This window comes from Mucilaginibacter angelicae (assembly GCF_042434235.1).
GTDB classification, from domain to species: Bacteria; Bacteroidota; Bacteroidia; order Sphingobacteriales; family Sphingobacteriaceae; genus Mucilaginibacter; species Mucilaginibacter angelicae.
Genome location: NZ_JBHLTS010000022.1, coordinates 258,713 through 274,750, shown reverse-complemented (window position 1 = coordinate 274,750; position 16,038 = coordinate 258,713). Strand labels below are relative to the sequence as shown.

At 44.1% G+C, this 16,038-nt stretch carries 14 protein-coding genes; 9 read left to right on the top strand and 5 right to left on the bottom strand.

The window, feature by feature from the left end; all coding sequences use genetic code 11:
- Window positions 1–3 precede the first annotated feature (3 nt).
- The 3 genes from ACFFGT_RS13420 to ACFFGT_RS13410 all read right to left on the bottom strand — a co-directional run bounded on the left by ACFFGT_RS13420 (window position 4) and on the right by ACFFGT_RS13410 (window position 3,555).
- A complete protein-coding gene (locus ACFFGT_RS13420; RefSeq protein WP_377023052.1) occupies window positions 4–2,439 on the bottom strand; it encodes a penicillin acylase family protein in 2,436 nt (811 codons plus the stop codon).
- 33 nt (window positions 2,440–2,472) lie between these two features.
- Window positions 2,473–3,051: a thermonuclease family protein gene (locus tag ACFFGT_RS13415; protein WP_377023051.1), complete on the bottom strand. Its 579-nt coding sequence runs from the start codon at window positions 3,049–3,051 to the stop codon at window positions 2,473–2,475.
- A gap of 153 nt (window positions 3,052–3,204) precedes the next feature.
- Window positions 3,205–3,555 (bottom strand): glyoxalase superfamily protein, encoded by a 351-nt coding sequence (locus ACFFGT_RS13410; RefSeq protein ID WP_377023050.1) that lies wholly within the window; start codon window positions 3,553–3,555, stop codon window positions 3,205–3,207.
- A 172-nt stretch (window positions 3,556–3,727) separates the two neighbouring features.
- Here ACFFGT_RS13410 and ACFFGT_RS13405 point away from each other — a divergent pair, with 172 nt between their 5' ends.
- Entirely contained in the window at window positions 3,728–4,882 is a 1,155-nt protein-coding gene (locus ACFFGT_RS13405) for a DUF3095 domain-containing protein (RefSeq protein WP_377023049.1), read from the top strand.
- Window positions 4,883–5,102: 220 nt separating this feature from the next.
- The gene (locus ACFFGT_RS13400) at window positions 5,103–5,363 is read left to right on the top strand and encodes a (2Fe-2S) ferredoxin domain-containing protein (protein ID WP_377023048.1); all 261 of its coding nucleotides are present in this window, start codon (window positions 5,103–5,105) and stop codon (window positions 5,361–5,363) included.
- A 124-nt stretch (window positions 5,364–5,487) separates the two neighbouring features.
- On the opposite strand, the gene ACFFGT_RS13395 is transcribed toward ACFFGT_RS13400, so the two are convergent.
- Together ACFFGT_RS13395 and ACFFGT_RS13390 are read right to left on the bottom strand one after the other, a co-directional pair.
- Entirely contained in the window at window positions 5,488–6,018 is a 531-nt protein-coding gene (locus ACFFGT_RS13395) for a ferritin (RefSeq protein WP_377023047.1), read from the bottom strand.
- Window positions 6,019–6,148: 130 nt separating this feature from the next.
- Window positions 6,149–6,508 carry a hypothetical protein gene (locus ACFFGT_RS13390; protein WP_377023046.1) on the bottom strand — a complete coding sequence of 120 codons (360 nt, stop codon included), beginning with the start codon at window positions 6,506–6,508 and terminating at the stop codon, window positions 6,149–6,151.
- Window positions 6,509–6,720: 212 nt separating this feature from the next.
- Here ACFFGT_RS13390 and ACFFGT_RS13385 point away from each other — a divergent pair, with 212 nt between their 5' ends.
- From ACFFGT_RS13385 to ACFFGT_RS13355, 7 genes are all read left to right on the top strand, one after another.
- Entirely contained in the window at window positions 6,721–7,038 is a 318-nt protein-coding gene (locus ACFFGT_RS13385; RefSeq protein WP_377023045.1) for a hypothetical protein, read from the top strand.
- A 287-nt stretch (window positions 7,039–7,325) separates the two neighbouring features.
- Window positions 7,326–9,188, top strand: a complete 1,863-nt coding sequence (locus ACFFGT_RS13380; RefSeq protein WP_377023044.1) for a glycoside hydrolase family 13 protein — start codon at window positions 7,326–7,328, stop codon at window positions 9,186–9,188.
- A gap of 44 nt (window positions 9,189–9,232) precedes the next feature.
- A complete protein-coding gene (gene pgmB / locus ACFFGT_RS13375; RefSeq protein WP_377023043.1) occupies window positions 9,233–9,883 on the top strand; it encodes a beta-phosphoglucomutase in 651 nt (216 codons plus the stop codon).
- A 126-nt stretch (window positions 9,884–10,009) separates the two neighbouring features.
- Window positions 10,010–12,322 (top strand): glycoside hydrolase family 65 protein, encoded by a 2,313-nt coding sequence (locus tag ACFFGT_RS13370; RefSeq protein ID WP_377023042.1) that lies wholly within the window; start codon window positions 10,010–10,012, stop codon window positions 12,320–12,322.
- A gap of 9 nt (window positions 12,323–12,331) precedes the next feature.
- Window positions 12,332–12,700, top strand: coding sequence for a hypothetical protein (locus ACFFGT_RS13365; RefSeq protein ID WP_377023041.1), 369 nt, complete (start codon window positions 12,332–12,334; stop codon window positions 12,698–12,700).
- 80 nt (window positions 12,701–12,780) lie between these two features.
- The gene (locus ACFFGT_RS13360) at window positions 12,781–14,499 is read left to right on the top strand and encodes an alpha-amylase family glycosyl hydrolase (RefSeq protein WP_377023040.1); all 1,719 of its coding nucleotides are present in this window, start codon (window positions 12,781–12,783) and stop codon (window positions 14,497–14,499) included.
- 154 nt (window positions 14,500–14,653) lie between these two features.
- Window positions 14,654–16,030 carry an MFS transporter gene (locus tag ACFFGT_RS13355; protein WP_377023039.1) on the top strand — a complete coding sequence of 459 codons (1,377 nt, stop codon included), beginning with the start codon at window positions 14,654–14,656 and terminating at the stop codon, window positions 16,028–16,030.
- The last annotated feature ends 8 nt before the right edge of the window (window positions 16,031–16,038 follow it).

Here is a 16,038-nt window from a genome sequence, read left to right as displayed (position 1 = left end):
CTATTATTTACCGGTTAATGTATAAGTTGATTTAATGCGTGGCGACTGTTCATTGGCCGATTGCATGAAAAGCAATTCTTTTAACTGTCCCTCATTCCAGGTTTTGAACATATCATTATAGAAGAAACTGCCTGGATTGCCCGATTCGCCGCCGGGGAAAATGCCGTAGCCTTTTACCTTTGGCCCCATTTGTACTACCATGCGCCATGACGGGCCATGGCCATCATTTAAGGCGTTAATGGTTGTGCCTGTGCCGCCCGATTCAAAATTGCCCGAACCAAAAGCCGGCAGGCGTAACAGGCTGGCTATCTCCATTTTTTTAAATTTACCCCATTGCCAGCCTGCACCGGGTTTGCCGCACCTTTGGATAATGTCGTTTACAGCAACTGTAAATGCTTTATTGACTATATCTGCAGCAGTTTCCTTTGCAGGTGTGCGGATATCATCAAACCATTTGGAATCAGGCTCTTTTAACAGCAACCGCTCGGTACGGTCCATTGACGGGAGATTGTTCTGCAGGGTATTATCTGCAAAATCATCACCCCAAACAGCATTGTACAGTTGCGACCACCAGTTGGCAAATACCGTAGCTCCGATTGAATTTGGCGCAAAATTTTTGTCCCATTTATTGATCTCATGATAAGCAGTAAGTTGGATAGCGTCAAGTTTTGTTGGATCAATATATTTGAGGAGGGTTGGTAAAACATCCTGTGCACGGATACTGTACACATCTGTTTGCAGGATGCGCATACTATCAACGGTAGCTTTGGTCATAGCGGTAAGCCTGTCGTTAATGCGTTTGCCTCGCTCGTATGGTGCAAACGACCAATCGATATAGTAAGGATAGGTTTGGTCTGTTGATGATTGATTGGCCGAGCTTACAAAGCCCCGCGGCGGGTTTTTAACGGTAGGGTCATGTTCAAATGGTACCCAGCCATGCCAGTCATCTGCAGGGTCGGTTCCATCTAAAATAAATTTGCCCTGGTCTTTATATTTAAGCGGGTATTTACCATTAGGGGTAATGGCTATATCATCTTTACTCGCAAAAACAAAATTTGATGCCGGCGCGCTGAAAAAGGTAAGTGCTTTGCGGTAATCATCATAGTTTTTACCCGTATTGAGCAGGTACATGGCCATCAGCTCGTTTGATGGTTCGTGTGCTATCCATCGCAGGGAATGTCCTATCGGCACAAAATCATAACCATCAGCTTTTTGGGCATTGTTTTGATATACAACCGGGCCATGGTGGGTATATACAACGGTATCATAAACAGGGGGGAGGCCAAGTACATCAATTTTTTCAATCCTGCGTGTAGTTTTATTCCATTTGTTGCTGTACCAGTACTCATCCATTTTAGGATCCCTGAATTTTTCCTGGTACCAGTCCAGTACATCGGCATCAACATTGGTAATACCCCAGCTGATATTGTTGTTAAAGCCCAGAATAACGCAGGGTGCACCCGGTAAGGATACCCCATAAACATTCATGCCCGGTGCTGAAAGCTGCACCTGGTACCAGATGGATGGAAGCGTGAGATTAAGGTGCGGATCGTTAGCTAAAATTGGGTACCCGCTTGCTGTTTTACTACCAGCTACCGCCCAGTTATTGCTGCCTATGCCTTCAACACGGGGTTTGGTATTGGCACTGTCTGTCATACTGGCCAAAAAGTTTTTTGATGGTTTGGGGATAGGCAATGGTTTAAAATAATCCCACTTTGTCCCTATGGGGATGATGGGATCTTCATGCATAGGGTAATCGGGGAAAAGATCATTTGTAGTTGCAGGGCCAAATTTGCGCAGGATATTGGTCATGGCAAATTCGTTTGAGCCGCCGGCCAATGTTTCCGACATCAGCTTAAGCAAAAATGCGCAGTTTATCGGTTTCCAATCCTCGGGGGCATAGTTAAGCAGTTTAAATTCTATCGGGTAATCCCTCGGGTTTAGCTGATGGATATAACTGTTGATGCCATCGGTATACGCCAGGATCATGTTGCGTATCACAGGATCGGCCATCATTGCCTTTATTGTTTTTTCGGCACCATAAACCATGCCCATACGGCGGTGATAGCGGTCAATATCCAGTACTTTGGGGCCTATAACTTCGGCAAGCCTGCCTGCTGCCTGCCGGGTTTGGATATCCATTTGCCAAAGGCGGTCGGTAGCGGTCATGTATCCCTGGGCAAAGTACAGGTCGTGTTCGTTCTCTGCAAAAATGTGCGGGATGTGGTTTTCATCAAACTTAATGGTAACCTTGCCCTGTAAACCTTTAAGTTTAAGGTCGCGGGTTGACAAAATGTGTTTGCTTTCGGCATTTTGCCAAAAGCCATCAGCCGGGCTCAGGAATTTGCCGAGTGGCGGAACGGATCCGATTTTAGTTTGCAGTGCCCAAATGAGCAGTAATGTAAAAAAGATGGATATAAGCGCTTTTATAAACTTCATTGCTTAGGTAATGATGCCCATAAAGTTAACCATTTAGGCAGCATATTCAAGCTTTGGTTTACGCTTATGGTAATGTTTTTTAGGTTTGGGGGTTTGAAGTGAATCTGTTTTGGGCTGTTTCTTTTCTCTGCGGAAATCCCAGGGCGGGGTTGGGTTAACATCCTGCCATAAACCAAGCTTGTTTTCACGGGCCTGTTGTTCCAACGCCGCCAGTTCGGTGCTTTTGGAGTAGGCTTTGTATTGCCAGGCATAACCGTTTTTTACCAACGCATAATTTACGTTGGTGCCATCGGTTAGCACAACCTGTGCAACGGTGCGGCCATAGCGGTCATGCACGTTACCAATTAATTTTACCTCTTTACCAAAGCACAGATCGGAAGTGAATTTTTTGGCCGCCTGTCCAAAAGCCTGCGATTTTTCGGGGCAGTCAATTTCGGCAAGCCTTACGGTAACCTGTTGGTTATCGCTGCTGAGTAAGCCCAAAGTATCACCGTCTTTTACCTTAACAACTTTATAAACACCGGCATCGGGTTGTTTGGTATTGTTAGGGTTACACCCGGCAATTATAAGTAATACAAGGACGAGGAGGAATGATAGGTGCTTTTTGAACATTTGTTGATGTGCAGATTTCAGATGTGCAAATATGCAGATGAATTTATTGATGTGCGGGTTTTAGATATGCAAATGTGCAGATGATTTGACGAAGCTTATATAATCAGCAAACAATCTGCACATCTGAAATTTGCATATCTGCACATCTGAAAATTACTTCCCATGCAAACTCAGTGTGTTTCCATCAGGATCTTTAACGGCTGCAAACCGGCCCCATGGCGTTTTTTCGGCATCGCCTACTTCAAGGCCTTTGGCTCTTAGTTCTTCAATCTCTTTATCCAGATCATCGGTTTTAATTACAAAGCCGCGTACACTGCCTGCGGGCATTTCGGGAAACCAGTTTACCAGTGTGATGGAAATAGACGAACCGGGAAATGCCATCTGGATCCAGGTTTGTTTTTCAAAGTTGGCTTCAACCAATACCTCAAAGCCAAGTTTAAGGTAAAATTCTTTAGCTGCTTGCTGATCTGTTACAGGGATAGAGATAATTTCAATTGCTTTCATTTATTTAGATTTTGTTTGGTGGTTTATAACAGTAGGGTTAGCCCGTGTTGAATGTCGAATTTATCTTTGAAATATCACAGCATATAAAATATTTTTTACATCGCTACCGTACAGTTTTCGTAATTGAACCCGATCTTTAAAACATAATCAGCCTGTTTTTATTTAAAGAAAGATGCCAGCCATTAACCAAAACTTTTATTCGGACCTGAGAGTGAACACCATACCGCTTGCTGAGCTTTTTATTAAAGATGAATTGTTTAATAATGTACCAGCCGACTGGCATATCATCATTACTGATATTAAGGGAAGCACCCTCGCCGTAACCAGCGGGCAGCACGAAAATGTGAACTTTGTTGCTACCGGCAGCATTGTATCGGTGCTCAATATCGCCTTTAAGCACAATATAACTGTGCCATTCTTTTTTGGCGGCGATGGGGCAACCTTTATTGTACCCAGACCCATTGTTGATACCGTGATGCAGGCGCTTGCTTTGTATAAGGAAAATACCCGTAAAAACTTCGACTTTGAGCTTCGTACCGGTATTGTGCCGGTTAAACAGGTTTATGACGAGGGTTATAAGTTATGCATCAGTAAATATTGCACTTCGGGAAATTTTACTATCCCGGTTGTTTTAGGCAATGGCCTGAGTTATGCCGAAAAAGTAATAAAAGGCCGTGAGGGGGAATCATTAGATTATATGGCACAAGAGGAAGAGCTTGACCTGACCGGCATGCAATGCCGCTGGGACAAGATCCCTCCGCCCAAAAATACTGAGGAGGTGGTATCGTTACTGGTAGTGGCCCGGGAGGAAAACAAACAGGCCGAAGTTTTCAAAAAAGTGATCTGTTATATTGATGAAATATACGGCGATTCGGAAAAGCGGCAGCCTATCTCAGTGCCCAAGCTAAAGCTTAAGTCAACCTTCGACAGACTGGGACGGGAAATGAAAGTGAAGTTAGGCAGGATAAAAGTGATGGAGTTGCTCAAAGAATGGGTAGTAATGTTGTACGTCTATGTTTATTTCAACACCAAAGAAGGTAAGCATTACCTGAACCGTTTGGTTGAAATGTCGGACACGCTGGTTATTGACGGAAAGATCAATACTGTGATATCGGGTACATCGGCACAAAGAAAAAAGCTGCAGGAGGTATTAACCAAACTGGAAAATGATGGGGAGCTATATTTCGGCTTCCACGTAAGCCGTGAATCCGTAATGTCATGCTATGTGCGCGACCTGGAGGACGGTCATATTCATTTTGTAGATGGATCGGAGGGAGGATATACCAAAGCGGCCGGTTTTATTAAGAAGAAGCTGGCGGGGATGTAAAAGAGTATGTCTGGAAAAATAACGCTGTTCGATGTCAGAGACTTCGTACAGCGGACTTAAAGTTTTCTAAATAGAAATATACTGTAATCCAGAGACTTAGTATGGAGGAAGAATCATAAAGGAAAAATCCTTTAAATCTCATAAATCCAATAAATCCCGGTTCGGATAATTTTTAGCATTAACTTTGCTATTTATTAACGTAATTTTAACAATTACCACCATGAGCAAATTCACCATACCTGATAAAGTGCTGTACGTATGTGTAGGCAGCAAATGCGGAAAACGCGGCGGTAAGGATATGTACAAGATAGCCAAGGCGTATATCAAGCATTATAACGGCCCCGAGGAGATTGAGGTAATTGAGACAGAGTGCACCGACAGGTGCAAATATGCCCCGATATGCAGTATTCAGCCCGGCAATACCTGGTTAAAGGAGTACCACGCCAAAGATGTTTTGAAGCTGATGGATCTGATAAAGTAATTAGCCTCAACCCAAACCCTCTCCAAATAAGAGGGCTTAAAATAATCATATCAAAAAAAATGCCTTTCGAAACCGAAAGGCATTTTGCTTAAATCTCTCCTTTGGAGAGGGCAGGGTGAGGCTATTACGCCTCACTATCATATTTTATCTGGCCAACGTGTTTGTCAATCTGCCACCTGCCGGTACCCTCTTCGCCAATAACTTCAAATAGTTCGAGCGCGCGACGGGCTTTGTATTCTTCTTCGCGTTGTTCTTTCAGGAACCAGTTCAGGAACTCCATAGTTATAAAGTCCTGTTCTTTCATGCAGCGTGCATAAATGTTTTTGATAGAATTGGTTACGCTGATCTCCTGGTCAAGGGCTTCTTCAAACACTTCGCGGAATGAGTTATATTCCTGTTTAATGCCGGTGATTTCAGGTGATACTGCATTGCCGCCCATATCAAGGATATATTTATAAAATTTTAACTGGTGATGACGTTCTTCATCGGCTTGTTTAAAAAAATATTCTGACGAAAAATCATAACCATTACGATTACACCATGAAGCCATGGCTAAATATATTGATGATGAGAGTGCTTCTTTTTTAACTTGCTGGTTTAAAAGCGATTCGATATCTGATGATATCAGGCTTTTTATGCGGAGTAGGTCTTTCATGATCTGGTAAATTAAACGTTATATGCCTTATTGCAGGAATTATAATACAATAATAATGCAGTTAAAGCATATTAGTTTAATTTAAAGATAATATGAAATTAATCTAAATTATAACAAGAATTGATCTAAACTACAGGGAGTTACTGTAAAGGCGGTCGTGGATAATATGGTTGAGTTCCAGCATCACAAAAGTACCCTCCAATAACTCCTTCAGGTTGATTACCTGAGCCAGGGAAAGTACATAGCAATGATCACAAGCGCAGATGAAAATGATCTCAACATCGGGGCCGGTTGTGGTATTAAGCAGCTTTTGCTCAATATCAATAGCATAAATTGCCTTACGCAGCTTCATGAGGCAACGGTGATCAAACCGGGCAACCTTACCTGCGAAATCAACATACCAGCAACGCTCCGTATCACACTGGTAAACAGCACCAGTTTTGGTGTTGAAAACGTCGGTCCATAAAGTTAGTTCGGTGGTCGCAATCATATAACAGATGCAAATATTGGCATTATTTGTAATCAATCCAAATAAAGACAAAAAAATTATTAACAGATTTGGTGGTAGTGAGAGCTTTAGTTGTATTCAACTGACATTGGCCCGCTCAATTGCCGCGGGTGGCTGTTACTTTTGTCTTGACACAAAAGTAACCAAGACCGAGCGATAGCGAGATAACGAACACTATAACAAAAAAAACAATAGTGAGTAACTCAAGTCGGCAGGGAGGCTTCTTTGCCGCACTGACCTGCCCACTCATCCTGCGCTGGCCTTTACCCTGCAAAGCGGGCAGAACCACAGGCTGCAATTATTTTGCCCTGACTGCGCCGGCCCCGACTTCTGCAAAAACTTGCTATGCCCCTGCAGCCGCACTGGCTACCATTGTTCTGCCCACTTTCACCCGAAGCTTACCTGCCGACGGGTTTGGGAAAAGATACATGATGGTAAGAGTTAAGAAACAAGACAATGAGCGTTTAATGAAGGACAGAAGATATTATAACAACCAAAACAAAAGTGCGTAGGCCCGACAAAAAAGCGGGCCTGGGAGTATGGCCTGTGGGTTGAAGCATTTTTTTGTCTTGATTTTTTGGTTACTTTTTCATCAAGGAAAAAGTGACTGGCCCCGCCCGGCCAAGAGGGCGACGATGTAAGTTATAAACCTACTAAGGTTGTTACCTGCCAGTTGAATACTATCGCAATTAACTTATCTGTAACTTTTTCATACAAGCAATTAATTTTATTATAAATTTGAAACGTGGTTACGGGCAAGCCCGTCGCCAAGCCAATTATCCTTTTATCATTTTCATATATGAGAAAAACCTTACTATCCACCTTATGTTGCTTACTGGCTGCTTTGGGTGTAAAGGCACAAGCGCCTGCACTTGAGCGTGTTGAGCCTATGTCATGGTGGGTTGGCATGAGCAATCCTAACCTGCAACTGGTGGTTCATGGCAACAACATCGCGGCACGAAGCGTGTCATTAAGCTACCCTGGCGTTAAGCTTAAAGCAGTACACAAAGTCGAAAATTCTAATTATTTATTTGTCGACCTGCAAGTTTTTTCATCTGCTATTCCGGGAACGTTCCCGATAAAATTTAAGAAAGCAGGTGAAAAAGATCTTAGCTACAACTACACGCTTAACAAACGCGATAAGTCGGCAGGCAAGGCGCAGGGCGTTACCAGTAAAGATCTGATCTATCTGATCATGCCCGACCGCTTTAGCAACGGCGACGCTACTAACGATTCATTCGATAACCTGCGCGAACGCGGCATCCACCGCGATTCGATGTTCAGCCGCCACGGGGGCGACCTGCAGGGGATCATGAACCATCTCGATTACCTGAAAAATTTAGGCGTTACAGCCATTTGGCTTACACCCGAAATTGAGAATGATGAGCCGCATGCATCATACCATGGTTATGCGGTTACCGATTATTATAAGATAGATCCGCGCTACGGCACTAATGACCTTTACAAAAAGTTTGTTGAAAAATGTCACAGCCTGGGTTTAAAGGTGATCAAAGACCTGGTGCATAACCACGCAGGTACCGAAGGCTACCTGATACAGGATATACCGATGAAAAGCTGGGTACACCAATGGCCAACGTATACCAAATCAAACTTCCGCGATGCGGCGGTGATGGATCCGCATGCTTCGCCAATGGACCGCAAGCTGATGCAGGATGGCTGGTTTGATCACCGCATGGCCGATCTGAACCAGAACAATGTTTATGTACAAAACTATCTTACCCAAAACCACATCTGGTGGGTGGAGTATGCCGGTATCGATGGTTTCAGGCTGGATACTTATCCTTATAACGAGCCTGTGTATATGGCCAAATGGGCAAAAGACGTAAAAGCGGAATTCCCTAAGCTTTCCATATTTGGTGAAACGCTGGTATGGTCGGCCGCTAACCAGGCGTTTTTTACACAGGGCAATACCGTTAACCGGGGCTTTGATACCCAATTGCCAGGCATTACTGATGGCGTGTTAAAGGATGCCATTTACGAAGCCATTAATGGCAGCGATGGCTGGACTGACGGTGTTGGTCGCCTGTACTCCGTAGTTGCACAGGATTTTTTATACCAGGATGCTACCCGCAATACCATATTTATGGATAACCATGATATGAGCCGTCTGTTATCGGTTGTGGGCGAGGATGTTATCAAATACAAGTCGGCAATGGCTATGCTGCTCACCATGCGTGGTGTGCCGCAAATGTATTATGGCGATGAGATCCTGATGAAAAATTTATCCAACCCCGATGGTTTAGTTCGGGAAGATTTTCCGGGTGGCTGGGCCGGCGATAAGGACAATAAGTTTACCGCCGAAGGCCGCAGTAAAAAAGAGAACGATGCCTATAACTATGTAAGCAAACTGGCTAACTACCGCAAAATTACTACGGCGCTGCAAACAGGTAAACTGATGCAGTTTGTACCAGAAAAAGGCATTTATGTTTATTTCAGGTACGACGCCCAAAAAACGGTCATGATCATGTTCAACAGCAGCGATAAGGAGCAGGAAACCGCTACTGCAAGGTATTTTGAACGCATTGGTGATGCCAAAAAAGCCAGGAATGTACTAACAGATGAAGTGATTGGTCTGGATAAAGTCACCATACCGGGCAAAACAACTTTGGTGTTGGAATTAATCCCCGGTGTTACCCATTAAAATAATATCTTAGGGGACTAATTCCCTGTGTTTTATCCAATAAAATGAATACTATAAAAGCTTGTATTTTTGACCTCGACGGTGTAATTGTTGACACTGCCGTTTACCATTATAAAGCCTGGAAAAGGCTGGCCAACTCACTTGGTTTTGATTTTACCGAACACCAGAACGAACAGCTTAAAGGCGTAAGCCGCGTACGTTCGCTGCAATTAATATTAGGCTGGGGTGGCGTTACCAAAACCGAAGCTGAGCAGGAGCAGCTGGCCACTCAAAAAAACACCTGGTATATGGAAATGGTAAACCAGATGAAACCCGAAGAAATCCTGCCCGGAGCTAAAGAATTTTTAAAAACCTGCCGTACGGTAGGCCTTAAAACGGCACTGGGATCAGCCAGTAAAAACTCCATGACCATACTGGAAAAAATTGGTATCACCGATATGTTTGATGCCGTAATTGACGGCAATAAAGTAAGCAAAGCCAAGCCCGATCCTGAAGTGTTTTTAGCCGGTGCGCAAGCTCTGGGCGTTCAACCCGAGGAATGCGTGGTATTTGAAGATGCCATTGCAGGCGTTGAAGCAGCCCTTGCCGGCGATATGAAGGTAGTAGGCATAGGCTCGCCCGATGTGCTCAAGGGGGCCAATCTGGTGATTAAAGGTTTGGATGAAATGACTTTGGATAAATTGTATAAGTTGTAATAAAAAGATATGTCATTGCGAGGAAGGACAACGAAGCAATCGCATACTGTACAGGGCCGACCTGTATAGCATGCGATTGCCACGCTACGCTCGCAATGACATGTTGGGTATTAAATAAGTGACTAAATGAAAAATTACATAAAAGCTGATGAGTGGAAGATAATTGAAGAAGGTTTCGACCCTCATTATAATAAGATCTCAGAAAGTATTTTCAGTTTGGGCAATGGCCGGATGGGCCAGCGTGCCAATTTTGAGGAAGCTTACAGCGGCGATACACTGCAAGGTAACTACGTAGCCGGGGTTTACTATCCCGATAAAACCCGCGTTGGCTGGTGGAAAAACGGCTACCCCGAATATTTTGCCAAAGTACTCAACGCCGCCAACTGGGTAGGTATTGATGTGGTATTAGATGGCGAACAACTTGATCTGGCTAAATGCGAAGTATTGGACTTCTGCCGGGAACTGAATATGAAGGAAGGTTACCTGAAGCGTGATTTTCGGGCCAAAACAGCATCTGGTAAAGAAGTTAAGGTAGAAGCTATCCGCTTTTGCAGCATGGCCGATGATGAAACAGGTGCCATTAAATACACCATTACGCCATTAAATTTTAGCGGTGCTATCACTCTAACGCCTTCTATTGATGGTGATGTAGTGAACAAAGATTCCAACTATGATGAAAAATTTTGGGATGAGGTAAGTAAGGCTAATGATCATCTGTATGGTGGTTATATAGTAATGCGTACTAAGAAAACAGGTTTTGAAGTAGCTACAGGTATGCGATTCAGTCTTTTACAGGATCATGGCGCTAACGAACCTGAGATTCAACCTATTGAAAAGGAAAAATATGTAGCCTCAAAAATAGTATTGAACAGTAAAGAAGGAAAGGCCTTCAGTATAGTTAAATTTGTAACCAACATTTCCTCCCAAAATTACAAGCCCGAAGAACTGATTGACCAGTTAAACGCCACTTTAAATCGCATCAGCATCAAAGGTTTTGATACCATGCTGGCCGAACAAGCTGCCGCCTGGGCCGAAAAATGGAAACATAACGACATTATTATTGAGGGAGATATATCGGCACAGCAGGCCATCCGCTTTAATATTTACCAGCTTAACCAAACCTACACCGGCGAAGATGACCGCCTTAATATAGGTCCCAAAGGTTTTACCGGCGAAAAATACGGAGGCTCAACTTATTGGGATACCGAAGCTTATTGCGTGCCTTTTTACCTGTCGACAGCGCCGCAAAAAGTTACCCGTAATTTGCTGTTGTACCGCTATAAGCAATTGGGTAAAGCCATTGAAAATGCACAGCTGTTAGGTTTTAAAAACGGTGCCGCCCTGTACCCCATGGTTACCATGGATGGTACCGAGTGCCATAATGAGTGGGAGATCACCTTTGAGGAAATCCACCGCAACGGAGCTATTGCTTTTGCTATTTACAACTATGTGCGTTACACGGGAGATGAGGCTTATTTAGGCGATTATGGTTTGGAAGTGCTGTTGGGTATAGCGAGGTTCTGGTCGCAAAGGGTTACATGGTCGGAGGATAAGGAGCAGTATGTAATGCTGGGTGTAACCGGGCCAAACGAGTATGAGAACAATATAAACAATAACTGGTATACCAGTACATTGGCTACCTGGTGTATGCAATATACTATGGACGTTGCCGCTAAAGTAAAAGCCGGCGACCCATCAAAATATGCTGCATTGGCAAGCAAGATCAATCTGGATGAAGCAACTGAGTTTAGCAGGTTTAGTCATATCATCGATAAAATGTATTATCCGTATGACGAAAAGCGCCAGGTGTTTTTACAACAGGACGGCTACCTCGACAAAGAACAGATCTTGGTAAAAGACCTGCCTGCATCGGAGCGTCCCATCAACCAAAAATGGAGCTGGGACAGGATCCTGCGTTCGTGCTATATTAAACAGGCGGATGTATTACAGGGGATCTACTTTTTTGAAGACCAGTATGATATAGATACCATTCGCCGCAATTTTGATTTTTATGAGCCGCGTACGGTGCATGAGTCATCATTGTCACCTTGTGTCCACGCTATTTTGGCTGCCAAGTTAGGTGATGAAGCCCGTGCTTACGAGTTTTACCTCCGTACCGCCCGTTTAGATCTGGATGATTATAACAATGATACCGAGGATGGCTGTCATATCACTTCAATGGCCGGTACCTGGATGGCTGTTGTGGAAGGTTTCGGTGGCATGCGTGTAAGGGATGGTAAACTGGTATTCCAGCCGTTCATCCCCGAAAAATGGTCGTCGTTTTCGTTCCACATCGGTTTCCGCGGTGCGCTGCTGAATATTAAAGTGAGCAAGGAAGGCGTGCAGATCAAAAATGCATCGGATGTGGAAACAACTGTATTGGTTTATGGTAAGGAACAACTGGTTAAGGCTAATGATGAATTATTAGTTGAAGCATAAAAGAAAAATATGAAGTGGGTTATTGGGATTATAATAGGTGCAGGTTTTTTGACAGGAGGGATATTTTTGTTGCCTGCACTTTTGATGCCGCATGAGCCATCTTTGTTTTCATTTATTTTTTCGCTGTTATTTAACGCTGCATTTTTTTACGGCGTTGGATACCTCGCTATCCATCTCACAGAAAAAAAACAGCTATATAACTTAACGGTGGCAATTGTTTTGCCCTGGGTTGCAGGCTTTTTTGCATGGATAGCATTACTTATGCTGGGGATCGAACTTTTTCCCTATCCGGTTTTAGATATTCTTATGGCTTTGATTTTTTCGGCAGTCGGCGGTATTGTAGCACACCGTGTTAATATAAAAAAGGCCGTTTTATGAAGTTAAATTCAATCTTTATTTTAAGTGCAGTGTTACTGTTCAACACAAGTTGCGCACAAAAACATCATACAAAAAAACGCATGGAACCAATTACCAATCATAAGCTCATTATATACCAGCTGCTGCCCCGCCTGTTTGGCAATACCCAAACGCTTAATAAAACGAATGGATCCATTGAAGAAAACGGAGTAGGCAAGCTTAACGATATCAACGATAAAGCCCTGCAGGAAATTAAAAAGATGGGCTTTACCTACGTTTGGTATACCGGTGTAATTGAGCACGCCACCATGACTGATTATTCGCAATTCGGTATCAAAGCCGATGATCCGGATATTGTGAAGGGTAGGGCTGGTTCGCCGTATGCCATTAAAGATTATTATGATATCGATCCCGACCTGGCGGTTGATGTTAAAAACCGCATCGGCGAGTATGAAGCGCTCATCAAACGTACCCATAGCAACGGCTTAAAAGTTTTGATGGATTTAGTTCCAAACCATGTTGCCCGCACTTACGGCTCGGATGTTAAACCTGCCGGCGTACGCGATTTTGGAGAAGATGATGATAAAGGCAAAGCTTTTAGCCCTGCTAACGATTTTTACTATATGCCCGGTCAGCCTTTTGTGGTGCCGGCTGGTTACAACCCGGGAGGGGATGAGTTTAAAAGCCCGCTGAAGGACGGTAAATTTGATGAAAACCCTGCCAAGGCTACAGGTAATGATGTGTTCAGCGCTGCGCCCTCAATCAATGATTGGTTTGAAACCATGAAGCTGAACTACGGTGTTGACTATATGGATCACCGACGGGGGCATTTTGATCCTATCCCGCCACTTTGGAATAAGGTTTATGACATATTGCATTACTGGAGTGAAAAAGGTGTGGATGGTTTCCGCTGCGATATGGTGGAAATGGTTCCCATTGAATTTTGGGGTTGGGTAATCCCGAAGCTAAAAGCCGAACACCCCGGTTTAGTATTCATAGGCGAAGCTTATGACAAAGGCAGATACAGCGACTATATTTTTAAAGGAAAGTTTGATTACCTGTACGATAAAGTAGGCCTGTATGATGCCATCAAACGCCTGACCCGCGATGAGCACAACTCATCAACCTGGGAAATCAATGCGGTTTGGAACCACGATAGCAAAGGCATCGACGAGCACATGCTCCGCTTTATGGAAAACCATGACGAGCAGCGCATTGCCGCTAACGATTTTGCAGGCAACCCATGGCTGGCCGTACCCGGCATGATTGTTACCGCCACACTCAATACGGGCCCGGTAATGATATATTTTGGCCAGGAAGTTGGCGAGCCTGCCCTCGGTACCGAAGGCTTTAGCGGCAGTGATGGCCGTACCTCTATATTTGATTATTGGGGTGTACCCGAGCATCAGAAATGGGTGAATAACCATGAATATGATGGTGCAAAATTATCTGCCGATCAACAGAAGCTAAGAGGCTTTTATCATAACCTGCTTACCGTTGTTCATAATAGTGAAGCATTAAAAACAGGCAGCTTTTATGAGCTGATGATAGCCAATGAACACCAGCCGGGCTTTGATACCCGCCAGTACATTTATCTTCGGTACACCAACAATCAGCGTATATTAGTGATAACCAATTTTAACCGGGGCGAGCGTAAAATAACCGTAAAGCTGCCGGAAGACCTGTTAACAAAATTAAACCAAAGCGGCCATAAACAATTTACCGATCTGCTGAGCGGCGCCAAATTCAATACCGATGATATTAAAAACGGTGTTGAAGTAAGTCTGCCGGCTATGAGTGGGATGTTGTTGGAGTTTTAGATTGCCTTCCTTATGTCATTGCGAGGAGGAACGACGACGCAATCGCATACTGTACAGAGCCGCTCTGTATAGCATGCGGTTGCCACGCTGCGCTCGCAATGACATGGTGGATAATAGACAGCAGCCACCAATGAACTATTGAACCAATGAACTAATGAACCAAAATAAACCAACCATTGCGCAAAAGCCACGATTAAGCTTTTGGCAGATCTTTAACATGAGCTTCGGCTTTTTGGGCATCCAATTTGGCTTTGCCCTGCAAACAGGTAACGCCAGCAGGATACTGCAAACTTTTGGTGCCGATGTGGAGCATCTGTCGTGGTTTTGGTTAGCTGCCCCTATAACAGGCATGATTGTTCAGCCCATAATTGGTCACTATAGTGACAGGACCTGGAACCGTCTTGGTCGCCGCCGGCCGTATTTTTTAACGGGTGCAATTTTATCCGGAGTAGCCTTGTTCTTTATGCCAAACTCATCAATGCTGGCAGCGCTGATCCCGCCAATAGTAGTAGGAGCGGGGATGCTTATGATCATGGATGCCTCGTTTAACGTAGCCATGGAACCCTTCAGGGCATTGGTGGCCGATAACCTGCCCGACAGTCAGCATACTACCGGCTTCTCTATGCAAACCTGTTTAATTGGCGTAGGTGCGGTAATAGGTTCGTGGCTGCCTTATGTTTTTGCCGAGTGGTTTGGGGTAGGGAAAACGGCCAATCAGGGTATTGTGCCCGATAATGTGCTTTATTCTTTTTATATCGGCGCAGCAGTATTGATAGGCGCTATTTTATGGACGGTGATCCGCACCAAAGAATACCCTCCCGAAGTTTACGCAACCTTTCATGAAAAGGACGAAACGGAATCGGGGCATAAGGGCGGTTTGTTAGAGATCTTCTCCGATCTGGCGAATATGCCTAAAACCATGAAGCAGTTGGGTTTGGTACAATTCTTCTCCTGGTTCGCGCTTTTCTCTATGTGGGTATTTACCACCCCGGCAGTTGTAGATCATGTTTACCACATTCCGGCAGGTGATACCTCGTCCGCAGCTTATAATGATGCCGCCAACTGGGTAAATGTATTGTTTGGTGTATATAATTTAGTATCGGCAGTGTATGCGCTGTTGTTGCCGCGCATAGTTAAAAAACTGAGCCGTAAAAAAGCACACGCGTTTTCATTAACTATGGGTGGTTTGGGGCTGATCTCGGTGTTCTTTATCTCTGACCCGCATTTGTTGATAGTGTCAATGGTTGGCATTGGCCTGGCCTGGGGTAGTATCCTTGCTATGCCTTACGCTATCTTATCAAGCTCAATACCAGCCAAAAAGATCGGCGTGTATATGGGCATCTTTAATTTCTTTATCACCTTCCCTCAAATTGTAAACGGCATTATTGGCGGGCCAATAGTGAAGTACGCCTACAGCGGCCACGCTATATATGCTTTGGTAATGGCAGGTGTTTTTATGTTTTTGGCAGCGATAGCTGTTCTTTTTGTGCAGGATGGTAAGAAAATCCAAATTATTGAGGCTGCAAATTGAATAAAAGT